The 11,757-nt window shown below is 53.4% G+C and carries 9 protein-coding genes; 7 read left to right on the top strand and 2 right to left on the bottom strand.

All coding sequences use genetic code 11. The annotated features are described in order from the left end of the window. Nucleotides 1-31: 31 nt before the first annotated feature. From hisS to fmt, 4 genes are read left to right on the top strand one after another with little or no spacing between them, the layout of a single operon-like run. On the top strand, nucleotides 32-1,291 hold the full coding sequence (hisS, locus tag RSDT_RS06200) for a histidine--tRNA ligase (protein WP_096400069.1): 1,260 nt from the start codon (nucleotides 32-34) through the stop codon (nucleotides 1,289-1,291). Continuing rightward, nucleotides 1,284-3,125, top strand: coding sequence for an aspartate--tRNA ligase (gene aspS, locus RSDT_RS06195; RefSeq protein WP_408606699.1), 1,842 nt, complete (start codon nucleotides 1,284-1,286; stop codon nucleotides 3,123-3,125). Before hisS ends, aspS begins: the two co-directional genes overlap by 8 nt. Continuing rightward, nucleotides 3,122-3,640 (top strand): peptide deformylase, encoded by a 519-nt coding sequence (def, locus tag RSDT_RS06190; protein ID WP_096400067.1) that lies wholly within the window; start codon nucleotides 3,122-3,124, stop codon nucleotides 3,638-3,640. Before aspS ends, def begins: the two co-directional genes overlap by 4 nt. Then, on the top strand, nucleotides 3,613-4,599 hold the full coding sequence (fmt, locus tag RSDT_RS06185) for a methionyl-tRNA formyltransferase (RefSeq protein WP_096400065.1): 987 nt from the start codon (nucleotides 3,613-3,615) through the stop codon (nucleotides 4,597-4,599). Before def ends, fmt begins: the two co-directional genes overlap by 28 nt. On the opposite strand, the gene RSDT_RS06180 is transcribed toward fmt, so the two are convergent. Both RSDT_RS06180 and RSDT_RS06175 read right to left on the bottom strand, forming a co-directional pair. Then, complete coding sequence (locus tag RSDT_RS06180; protein WP_096400063.1) at nucleotides 4,569-5,537, bottom strand: ParB/RepB/Spo0J family partition protein; 969 nt, start codon at nucleotides 5,535-5,537, stop codon at nucleotides 4,569-4,571. The genes fmt and RSDT_RS06180 overlap by 31 nt on opposite strands. Before the next feature lie 36 nt (nucleotides 5,538-5,573). Next, nucleotides 5,574-6,359, bottom strand: a complete 786-nt coding sequence (locus RSDT_RS06175; RefSeq protein WP_096400061.1) for a ParA family protein — start codon at nucleotides 6,357-6,359, stop codon at nucleotides 5,574-5,576. 222 nt (nucleotides 6,360-6,581) lie between these two features. On the opposite strand from RSDT_RS06175, the gene recA reads away from it, so the two are divergent. The 3 genes from recA to ahbC all read left to right on the top strand — a co-directional run bounded on the left by recA (nucleotide 6,582) and on the right by ahbC (nucleotide 11,707). Next, nucleotides 6,582-7,670 (top strand): recombinase RecA, encoded by a 1,089-nt coding sequence (gene recA, locus RSDT_RS06170; protein ID WP_096400059.1) that lies wholly within the window; start codon nucleotides 6,582-6,584, stop codon nucleotides 7,668-7,670. 15 nt (nucleotides 7,671-7,685) lie between these two features. Further along, nucleotides 7,686-10,376 carry an alanine--tRNA ligase gene (gene alaS, locus RSDT_RS06165; protein ID WP_096400057.1) on the top strand — a complete coding sequence of 897 codons (2,691 nt, stop codon included), beginning with the start codon at nucleotides 7,686-7,688 and terminating at the stop codon, nucleotides 10,374-10,376. Nucleotides 10,377-10,531: 155 nt separating this feature from the next. Beyond that, nucleotides 10,532-11,707 carry a 12,18-didecarboxysiroheme deacetylase gene (gene ahbC / locus RSDT_RS06160; protein ID WP_096400055.1) on the top strand — a complete coding sequence of 392 codons (1,176 nt, stop codon included), beginning with the start codon at nucleotides 10,532-10,534 and terminating at the stop codon, nucleotides 11,705-11,707. The last annotated feature ends 50 nt before the right edge of the window (nucleotides 11,708-11,757 follow it).

Raw genomic sequence — 11,757 nt, 5'->3', positions numbered from 1 at the left:
TTTATCCGGTTTACCGTCAAAGAGGGGACGTATGTCGCGGGTGACGCGCATTAAAGGGTTTGCGGATATGTTTCCGCCGGAAAGCGATGTCTTTACACGCATGCAAGATTGCGCGCGAGCTGTGTTCTCCCGGTATGGTTTTATGGAGTTGCGCACGCCTGTGCTGGAATTTGCCGAACTTTTTTCGCGCTCCATCGGTTCGGAAACTGATGTTGTACAAAAAGAAATGTACACTTTTTCTGATCGTAAAGGGCGTTCTTTGTCGTTGCGCCCGGAAGCCACGGCCGGCGTCATGCGCGCTTTTCTTGACGCCTCGCTGTTTAGTCGCGAGCCGGTGAGCCGTCTTTTCACGATGGGCCCCATGTTTCGGTATGAGCGTCCCCAGCTTGGTCGCATGCGGCAGTTTCATCAGATTAATTGCGAGTGTCTTGGGTCGGACAGTCCTGTGGCTGATGCGGAACTCATTGCCATGCTTTTGCTTTTTTTAGCAGATCTTGGCGTAAAAGACCTGACATTGAAGATTAACTCTTTGGGCTGCGCCGAGTGTCGACCGCGCTACCGAGCCGCTCTTGCTGCATATCTGGCGCAGGTTGATCAGTCAACTTTGTGCGCGGATTGCGGTCGGCGCGTTCTGACAAATCCCTTGAGAGTGCTTGATTGCAAGCATCCCGCCTGCAAGGCTCTGACCGCGCAGGCCCCCAAAATACTTGATTGCCAATGCCCTGACTGCGGTCGGCATTTTGATGCGGTTCTTGCATTCTTGCGCGTCCAGGATGTCGGATTTGAGCAGGATCACCGCCTTATGCGCGGCCTTGATTATTATTGCCGTACCACGTTTGAGGTTGTGAGCGGAGCTATTGGCGCGCAAGCGGCTGTTGCAGGCGGCGGCCGTTATGACGGTCTTGTTAAAACCCTTGGAGGGCCGGACATACCTGGCGTTGGTTTTGCCTGCGGCATGGAGCGACTGGCTTTTTTACTTGACAAAAAGCAGCGGCTCCGACCGGATTTTTATCTTTTGGCCTTGGACGCCACTGTGCAGCTCCAGGTTTTTGTGCTTGGGCAGAAACTACGCGCAGCCGGGTTGTCTGGTCTGCTCAATTTTACCCCTGCTGGCTTCAAGAGTCTTATGCGGCAGGCAGGTCGATCTGGTGCGCGCTATTGCTTGATAATCGGCCAAAATGAAACTGCTGCAGGTCTGGTGACTGTTAAAAATATGAACAATGGGGTGCAGAACGCCATGCCCGAGGCTGATGTTTTTCACTTTTTGCAGGCGGGAATATTTCATGACTGAATCTATGCCGGAAGACATACAACCTGCTGATCTGCAGCAGGAACATCAAAAATTTATTCAGGATGTGGGTGGCTGGTTGCGCACGCACTGTTGCGGTGCCCTGACGCTGGATGATGTCGATCAGGAAGTCTGTCTGATGGGTTGGGTGCAATACCGTCGGGATCATGGGGGGCTTATCTTTGTCGACCTGCGTGACTGTTTTGGTTTGACACAGGTTGTTTTCAGCCCTGATACAGCCTCGGGCGCTCACAACAATGCGCACATCCTGCGTTCGGAATATGTGCTCGCTGTGCGCGGCAAAGTGCGGCCGCGTCCGGCAGGCATGGTCAATCCAGCTATGCCAACAGGGAAAATTGAGGTTGTGGCCATTGACTGGAAACTTTTGAACACTTCAAAACCCCCCCCTTTTTCTGTTGAGGAACGCTCAGAGACAGGGGAAAATCTGCGCCTTGCCTGGCGCTATCTTGACCTTCGCCGTCCCCGCATGCAGGCAAATTTGCGACTGCGCCATCTGGTGGCCCAGACAGTCCGGCGTTTTCTGAATGAAAACGCCTTTGTGGAAGTGGAAACACCCATGCTTACAAAATCAACTCCTGAAGGAGCCCGGGATTTTCTTGTTCCCAGCCGGCTGAACTTTGGTCAGTTTTATGCACTGCCGCAGTCTCCACAATTATTTAAACAATTACTTATGATTGGTGGTTTTGATCGATATTTTCAGATAGTCCGCTGTTTTCGCGATGAAGATCTGCGCGCTGACCGACAGCCGGAATTCACGCAAATTGACATTGAAATGAGCTTTGTCAATGAAAATGCTGTGATGTGTATGGCTGAAGGCCTCATGGCGCGCGTTTTCAGCGACGTTCAAGGGATTTCGCTGAAACGGCCCTTTCCCGTCCTGTCTTGGGATGAATCTATGAACCGCTATGGCGTTGACAAACCGGATACGCGTTTTGGCCTTGAACTGCACGATATTACCCATATTGTGTATGCTTCAGCTTTCAAGCTTTTTGCCGCCGCAAAGCTTGTCAAGGCGATGAAAGTGACTGGAGGAGATGCCTTTACCCGCAAGGAAATTGATGAGTGCACGGAATTTGTAAAAATTTATGGTGCACAGGGTTTGGCCTGGATCAAAATTAAATCTGGTGAATGGCAATCACCCGTTGCAAAGTTTCTCTCCGAGCGTGAGCGCTACAGCATTGCGCAAGTACTTGATCTGCAACAGGGCGACATCGTTTTTTTTCAAGCCGGAGAACCTGCCGTGGTCAATGCGGCTCTGGGAAATTTGCGTCTCAGGCTTGGCGAGCATTTGCATCTTGTTTCTGAAAACAGTTTTAATTTTTTGTGGGTGACGGATTTTCCACTCTATGAATATGACAATGCGGAAAAACGCTATGTCGCCCGTCATCATCCTTTTACGGCGCCTGCGCATGGACATCTTGAGCGTATGCTCAGTGACCCCGAAAATGCCCGCGCCCGTGCCTATGATCTTGTACTCAACGGCAATGAAATAGGCGGCGGCTCCATACGCATTCATTCTGCCGATGTGCAGCGGCGTATGTTTGCGGCGTTGGGTTTTTCTCCTGATTCTGCGGAAAAACGCTTCGGTTTTCTCCTCCGCGCTTTGGAACTTGGTGCCCCACCGCATGGCGGCATTGCCTTTGGCCTTGATCGTCTGGTCATGCTGCTTGCAGGTGCCTCCAGCATACGCGACGTCATTGCGTTTCCTAAAACGCAAAAAGCTGCCTGCCTGCTTACGGATGCGCCGTCGGGCGTTGCCTCCGGCCAGTTGTGTGAACTTGGGCTCAGATTGAGAGAACCGGCTGCCGAGACATGATTCTTGACATTCTTACATACCCAGACCCGCGTCTTGCGCGTATGTGCGAGAAAATATCTGAAATTACGCCGGAAATCTGCGCATTAGCCGATGACATGCTTGAGACAATGTATGCGGCGCGTGGCGTTGGTCTAGCTGCGCCGCAGGTTGGCCATGCAATCCGCATGCTGCTTATAGATCCCTCAAGAGGGGGTGCTCCGTCAGCGCCACGGATCCTTGTGAACCCGGTTCTTGAGCTTTCAGGTGAGGATGTGGCAAGCGAGCAGGAGGGATGCCTTTCCGTGCCTTTGGATTATCGCGCAGATATTGTGCGTAAAAGCCGTGTACTTTTAACCGCAACAGACATTGACGGCAACAGCATTGTTGAAGAATTGCTTGATTTCCCCGCTATTGTTTTGCAGCATGAATATGACCATCTTGATGGCGTTCTTTTCATTGACCGCCTTAGCCGCTTGCGCCGTGTCCTGTTTGACGGTAAAATGAAAAAATGGCTGCACCGCAAAAAGCGCGCATAGTTTTTATGGGCACGCCGGAGTTCGCGGCCCGGATTCTCCGGGGTCTACTTTTTTGGCCAAAGGGACGTGTTGTAGCTGTGTATACGCGTCCTGACCGTCCTGCAGGCAGGGGACATAAAATTGCCGTCTCTCCCGTTAAAGTGCTGGCTCTTGCGTCATCTCTGCCCGTAATACAGCCATTGCACTTTAACAGTACTGCGGCGTTTGATGAACTGGCCGCTTTCGCTCCAGATTTTCTTGCCGTTGCGGCGTATGGTATGATTTTGCCTGACAGGATTATTGCCGTTCCACGTCTGGCGCCGCTCAATGTGCACGCCTCTTTGTTGCCGCTGTATCGCGGCGCGGCGCCTGTCCAGCGGGCGCTTATGGAAAATTGGCATGATGGTGCCGTGACCGGCGTTTCCGTTATGCATATGGTTTCACAGCTTGATGCCGGCCCGGTGTACGCCGTGCAGACTGTTCCTATTAGCGATTCAACGGCTGGGCAAATGCAAGATCTGCTTGCGCAAGAAGGCTCGCGTCTTTTGTGCGCAGTGATGGATGATTTGCTTTCTGGCCGGGCAAATCCTGGGAAGCAGGATTCTGACAAGGCATCTTATGCTGCAAAAATTCGTAAAAAAGACCTGATAATTAATTGGAATCTGCCTGCGCTTGCCGTGCACGCCCATCTTCGCGCACTTGCGCCGTGGCCGTCGGCCAGGGCTCTTTTCCGTTTTGTAGGGTGGACTGATGACTGGTCTTTGTTGCTTTTTCCCGGTTTTCCGGGTGATCCGCTCACAGGCGAGACGCCAGGCGTACTCAGTCATACTCGCCATGCCCTTGCTGTCGCCTGCGCTGACCGCTGGTATGAGCTTGATTTGGTCCGTCCGGAAGGCTCCGCCACAATGTCTGTACGCGATTTTGTCAACGGTCGTCTTCGCGGCATGCCTTACGGTCTGTGCGGAGCGGCTCTCTCTTGACGACCTTTCATGATTTTCTGTGAAGTTTTTACATTCTGCGGAAGCACGCCCATACGTTCCAACAAGCCCTGTAACTCTTCCCTGCTCGCGTAGTTCAGTGTGATGTGACCACAGTGTTCGTCGCCGCTGATTCGTGCGCAGCAAGCAAAGTGTGTGCTTAAACTATTTTGGAGCGTCCGCAATTCCGCAGTTTTTCTTTTCCTGCTACCTGCTCTTTTATCCATGGTCACCGTGCCGTCGCCTATAGATTGTTTCCAGGGCAACCTGCCGGTTTTATGCCATGCTGCAACGGCTTCCTCGGTTTCTCTTACTGTGAGCTGGCGTGTAATGATGTCTTCCCGCATGGCGTCTGCCGTATTCGCATTGTCAATGCTGAGCAGACAGCGGGCGTGTCCCGCGCTGATACGTGCTGTGCGCAAGTCGTCCTGCGCTTGGGGAGAAAGCTGCAGCAGGCGCAACGCATTGGCAACTGCGGGCCGGCTTTTGCCCAAGCGTGCAGCTGTTTCTTCTTGTGTCAAGCCCATTGTTTCACGGAGCGCCTGAAGCGCCCGTGCTTCTTCCATCGGATTTAAATCTTCTCGTTGCAAATTTTCAATCAGTGCTGCGGCCATTGCTTCCTGACCGGACAGGATGCGCACAAAAACCGGCACTTGTTTCAAACCGGCTGCTTGCGCGGCACGCCAGCGGCGTTCGCCGGCCACAATCTGCCAAGTTTTGCCGTCGGGCATCGGCCGCACAAGCAGAGGCTGAATAACACCTTGAATTTTGATGGAATCAGCGAGTTCTTTGAGCGCTTGCGCATCAAAATATTGCCGCGGCTGGTCGGGATTGGGCGTAAGTGCTGTAATAGGCAGCAGTTTGACAGAGGTGTTTTCCTCCAGTTTTGCTCCAGCTCCTGCCAACAATGCGTCCAGGCCGCGTCCGAGGCCTTTGTTCATGCTGCTCTCCTTGTTTCTGACAATACCGTTTATTTATTACAGGATGGTTTGTTTTTTTGTGGGGCGGCGTAAAACAACTTCTTTTGCCAGACCAAGATAAGCTTCAGCTCCTTTTGATTTAATGTCGTAATGGATGATTGATTTGCCGTGGCTTGGCGCTTCAGACAGCCGTACATTGCGCGGAATTGCTGTTTCAAACAAATGGTCAGGAAAACACCGGCGCACTTCGTTTTTGACTTGGCGCGTCAGCCTGTTGCGGATGTCATACATAGTTAAAACAACGCCCAGCAAACAAAGATTCGGGTTTAAACGCTTTTTGATCTGTTCGTATGTCTGGAGCAATTTAACTATTCCCTCCAAGGCAAAAAATTCACATTGTAATGGTATGAGCAATTCTCCTGCCGCACAAAGCGCATTGAGCGTGAGCAGTCCAAGTGATGGTGGACAATCAAGAATGATGTAGTCGTAGTAGTTTTTTATCTGTTTCAGACATTCATCCACATAGAATTCGCGGCCAATTTTGTCGACAAGTTCAAGTTCGGCACCCACAAGATTGGTACTGCCAGGCAGTATGTCGAGATAGGGCGGGCGAACGGATGCAATGCTTTGACGCACGTTTTCTGGGGAATAAAGAGTGCTGTACAAATCATCGGTGAATTCTTTCTGGACAAGGCTGACGCCGCTGGTGCTGTTTGCCTGGGGGTCGCAGTCCACCAGCAATACTTTTTTTTCCATAACTGCCAGAGCGGCGGACAGATTGATTGCAGTCGTTGTTTTGCCGACGCCGCCTTTTTGGTTGGCAATTGAAATTATGCGCGTCATCCCTTCTCCGTTTGTATTGCCGTCACGAAATGTTTCACATGAAACATCCGTTGCGAATATGTAATTGCGAAAATCATAAAACAGATATTACATAAAAGAGTCGGTGCACATCCGTCAAGATGAAAGATTAAAACAAAGGGTCATGACGCATGCCGCTGTTGCCTTGCAGGTGTACCTCTGGTAGGATAATGTGATTGAGCACATTTTACCCGGAGCATCTGTATGGCTAAAAAAAACGTCTCAGCGGAAAATGCGCGCGCTGAAGCTCTTTCCACCGCCCTTGCCACCATTGAACGCAAATACGGCAAAGGCGCTGTGATGAAACTTTCTGACGAGGCCCACGTCAACATTCCCGTCATTCCCACAGGCTCTATCGGTCTTGATCTGGCGCTGGGCGTGGGCGGCATACCACGCGGCCGCATTACAGAAATTTTCGGCCCCGAATCTTCGGGCAAAACCACCCTTACGCTGCACATCATTGCGGAATGTCAGAAACTCGGCGGCGCATGCGCCTTTGTAGATGCCGAACACGCTCTAGACGTAGCATACGCGAAACGCCTCGGCGTGAACACAGACGATCTGCTCATCTCGCAGCCGGACTACGGCGAGCAGGCTCTTGATATAGCGGACATGCTGGTGCGCTCCGGCGCAGTAGATCTTGTGGTGGTAGACTCCGTGGCCGCGCTCATCCCCCAAGCGGAACTGGAGGGAGACATGGGCGAAACCCAAGTGGGTGGTCATGCAAGGCTTATGTCGCACGCCATGCGCCGGCTGACGGGAACCATACACAAATCACGCACCTCGGTGATATTTATCAACCAGATACGCATGAAAATCGGTGTTCAGGGTTACGGCAGCCCGGAAACAACCACCGGTGGCAACGCGCTCAAATTTTATGCCTCGGTGCGTATGGACATACGCCGTATCCAGACTCTCAAGGACAAAGAGGAATCCTTCGGCTCGCGTACCAGGGTCAAGGTGGTTAAAAACAAAGTGGCTCCGCCCTTTCGTAGCGCGGTGTTCGATATTCTATACGGCCAGGGCATTTCGCGCTCCGGTGAACTGTTGGACATCGGCATTGATGCCGGCATTATAGAACAAAGCGGCTCGTGGTTTGCCTTCGGCGCGGAAAAACTCGGTCATGGCCATGAAAAAGTGCGCGCGCTGTTGGACGCAAACGAAACCTTGCGCCTTGAAATAGAAAAAGTCGTCATTGAGCATCTTGGCATACACCCCGGGGCATTCGCACCGGCGGCAGACAGGGACACCGCCGCGCAAGCGTCTTTCTCGGCAGTGCCGGACACTGATTAAATTAACGGAACAGCCATGCTCACCGCTAAAGAAATACGCCGCCGCTACTTGGACTTTTTCCATCGCCTCGGACACGAAATAACGCCCTCAGCGCCGCTCATTCCGCCCAATGATCCAAGCCTGTTGTTCACCAATGCGGGCATGGTGCAGTTCAAAAAAATCTTCCTGGGCGAGGAAAAAAGGCCTTGCAGGCGCGCCGTTTCCTGCCAGAAATGCCTGCGCGTGTCCGGTAAGCACAACGATCTGGAAAATGTGGGACGCACGGCCCGCCACCACACATTTTTTGAAATGCTGGGCAATTTTTCCTTCGGCGACTATTTCAAACGCGAGGCTATAACCTGGGCATGGGAATTTGTTGTCGGCGAACTTGAGCTGCCTAAAGACAAGCTATGGGTGACGATATTCCGCGATGATGATGCCGCCGCTGGCCTCTGGCAGGAGATCGCCGGTCTGCCGCAGGAGCGCATTGTGCGCATGGGCGAAAAAGACAACTTCTGGACCATGGGAGACACAGGGCCTTGCGGCCCTTGCTCTGAAATCTATATTGATCAGGGCGCAGACATGAGCTGCGGGCCAGACTGCGGCATCGGCAAATGCGATTGTGACCGCTTTCTGGAAATCTGGAATCTTGTCTTCACTCAGTTTGACCAGAGCACGGACGGAAGCCGCGCGTTGCTTGCCTCGCCCAACATAGACACTGGCATGGGGCTGGAACGCATAGCCGCCGTGTGTCAGGGTCAAAAATCCAATTTCGACTGTGATCTCTTCCAGCAAATTATTCAGCGCGCGGCGGAGCTCGCGGGCGTGGCTTACAGCTTCAGCACGCCGGACACGAACGATGTGGACACGGCGTTGCGCGTCATAGCCGATCACAGCCGCGCCGCGGCTTTTCTCATAGCTGGCGGGGTGCTGCCTTCCAACGAAAACTGGGGTTATGTGCTGCGCCGCCTCATCCGGCGCGCCCTGCGTTTTGCCACGCTCATGGGTGTGCATGAACCTTTTTTGTACAAAGTCGCCCGTACAACAACCGCAGTTATGGGCGACGATTACCCGGAGCTGAGGCAAAACGCGGGCTTTATTGCCCGCGCCGTGTTTGAAGAAGAGCAGCGCTTTTCTCAAACACTTGAAAAAGGCCTCTCCCTGCTGGAAGAAGAACTTCAGCGTCTTGCCGCTGCGGGCTACGGGGAAATTTCAGGGGATTTCTGCTTTCAACTGTACGACACATACGGCTTTCCTCTTGACATTGTTACTGACGTGGCGGGCAAACGCGGTTTTACGGTGGACGGTGCAGGATTTGAGACCAATATGCGCGCCCAGCGCGAACGATCCCGCCAAAGCCGCAAAAACGACATGTGCGCTCTGGACGAAAAGAACCGGAGCGCTCTGGACGCAGCCTTTGCCCGTCTGAAAGACGACGATCTGCAAAGCCACTTTGTGGGTTATGAATGCCTGACAGTCCAAAGCCGCATTGTGGCGCTGCTCGACGCGGACGGTTTGCCCGCGGGCTGTCTGGATCATGGGCAGAAGGGTTTTTTCGTTGCCGGGCGAACACCTTTTTACGGTGAATCCGGCGGGCAGATGGGCGACAAGGGCCTTGTTCGCTCCGCAACCGGGCAGGCGAGGGTGATCAATACCCGTCATCCATCGCCGGAACTCATTGTACACGACATTGAAGTGTTTCGGAACACGCTTTATGCTGATCAGGAAGTCATCCTGCATGTGGATGCAGACGAACGCACTGCCGCTGCCCGTAATCATACCTGCACACACCTGCTGCACGCGGCTTTGCGCCGGACGCTCGGAACACATGTCAAACAGGCAGGCTCCTTGGCGGACAGCCGCCGCGTGCGTTTTGATTTTTCCCATATCACGGCACTGACTCCGGAAGAACTCGCCGCAGTGGAACGGGACGTCAACCGCGCCATACTGGCAAACCTGCCGCTCACAACGCGGGCAATGCCGCGGGAACAAGCTCTGGCCGCAGGGGCTATGGCGTTGTTTGGCGAAAAATATGGAGACACGGTGCGCGTAGTCAGCATAGGCGACAACGATATGCCTGAATCTGTAGAACTGTGCGGCGGCACCCATCTGGCCTGCACGGGACAGGCAGGAATTTTTCTCATCACGGCTGAAACAGGTGTAGCTGCGGGAAGGCGCCGCATTGAAGCCGTCACCGGTTGGAACGCCTACAGTGTCGCCCTGGAACAGCGCGCTGAACTGAACTCCCTCTCCGCCATGCTCAAATCCCGACCGGGGCAATTGACAGAGCGCGTGCAGGCCATGTCCGCGGATATCAAAACACTGCGCAAGGCTTCTGACAAAGCGGCCGCAGCCACTGCTTCCGGCGCGGACATAGTCAAACAGGCAGAAGTCGTCAACGGCATAACCCTGCTGGCGGCACGGCTGGACAACGTGCCGGTGAAAGCCCTGCGCGAAATTATGGACGACGTGCGCTCGCGCCTGGCGGAAAAAATCGTGATCTGCCTTGCCACAGTGGAAGACGGCAAAGTAGGGCTTCTGGTCTGTATTTCAAAAGACTTGCACTGCCGCTTCACCGCGCCCGTCCTGATTAAGGATGTGGCGGCGTTCTGCGGCGGTTCTGGCGGCGGCCGTCCGGATATGGCTCAGGCAGGCGGCACGAAACCGGAAGGACTGCCCGCGGCTTTTGCCGCCTTAAAACAGATCGTCAATAATATTTCATTGTAACTCCCAGCATATTTTGAGGATATGAAAATATCTCCCAAGACGATAAATAAGGCATGCCTTGCCGCGCCCCTGCAGATCCATCAAGATACAGTTTTGTCATTGCCGGGGCACAGTGACGTCGGCATCCATAAGATTATGACAGACTGGGCACGATTATGATAGGCATATCCAAACTCTACTGCGGGCAGGCGGAGGCCTCGGACGCGTTGCGTTACGGCCGCGAATCCTGCAAATTGTCCTCACATCTGCTGCAATTTTCCAAAGACAAAAAACCCGTCATTGTCTGGAACATGACGCGGCGCTGTAACCTCAAATGCGTACACTGCTATGCGCACGCCACAACAATGGAAGGTGCGGACGACATCGATACAGAACGGGCAAAAAACATGATTGACGACCTCGCGGCCTACGGCGCGCCGGTGATGCTTTTCTCTGGAGGAGAGCCGCTGGCCCGCAAGGATCTGACGGACCTCGCGCGCCACGTGACGAGGAAAGGCATGCGCGCTGTTATTTCCACCAACGGCACGTTGATTACACCGCAAAAAGCGCGTGAACTCAAGGAGGTGGGGCTTTCTTACGTGGGCATTTCCCTTGACGGTCTTGAAGATGTGCACGACCGTTTCCGCAGCGTGCCCGGCGCATTTAGAAAAGCGCTGGACGGCATTGCCAACTGCCAGACAGAAGGACTCAAAGTGGGCTTGCGTTTTACCATCAACAAAAGAAATATCTCTGAAATTCCGGGTATCTTCCGCTTGTTGAAAGAAAAGGACATTCCGCGCGCCTGTTTTTATCATCTTGTCTATTCTGGACGAGGCTCGGATTTGATCAGAGAAGACCTAGACCACAATGCAACCCGCAAAACGCTTGACCTCATCATGGACGAAACACGCGCCCTCTTTGACGCCGGTCATCCCAAGGAAATTCTGACGGTGGACAACCACGCCGACGGCCCGTACGTGTGGATGCGTCTGGCCCGTGAAGACAAAAAACGCGCCGATGAAGTCTACACTCTTTTGCAGTTCAATGGGGGCAACAGCTCAGGTCACGGCATAGGCTGCATCTCCTGGGACGGCAAGGTGCACGCAGACCAGTTCTGGCGTGAGCACGTTTTCGGCAATGTGCTTGAGCGGCCTTTCTCAACGATATGGGATGACCCGTCAATTGAGCTTCTCCACAAACTCAAGAACAAAAAAGCTTATGTCAGTGGTCGTTGCGCAAAATGCCGGCACCTGAACATCTGCGGGGGCAATTTCAGGGCCAGAGCAGAGGCTTTTTACGGCGACGCGTGGGCTGAAGACCCGGCCTGTTATCTCACAGACGAGGAAATTTAGAACATTCATTCCGCGAATAATCATGTCCACCTGTGACAAGGTTTGCAAAA

Origin of the sequence: Candidatus Desulfovibrio trichonymphae (assembly GCF_002355955.1) — a bacterium.
Taxonomy (GTDB): Bacteria; Desulfobacterota; Desulfovibrionia; order Desulfovibrionales; family Desulfovibrionaceae; genus Desulfovibrio; species Desulfovibrio trichonymphae.
This window is presented reverse-complemented; position numbering and strand designations above follow the sequence as displayed.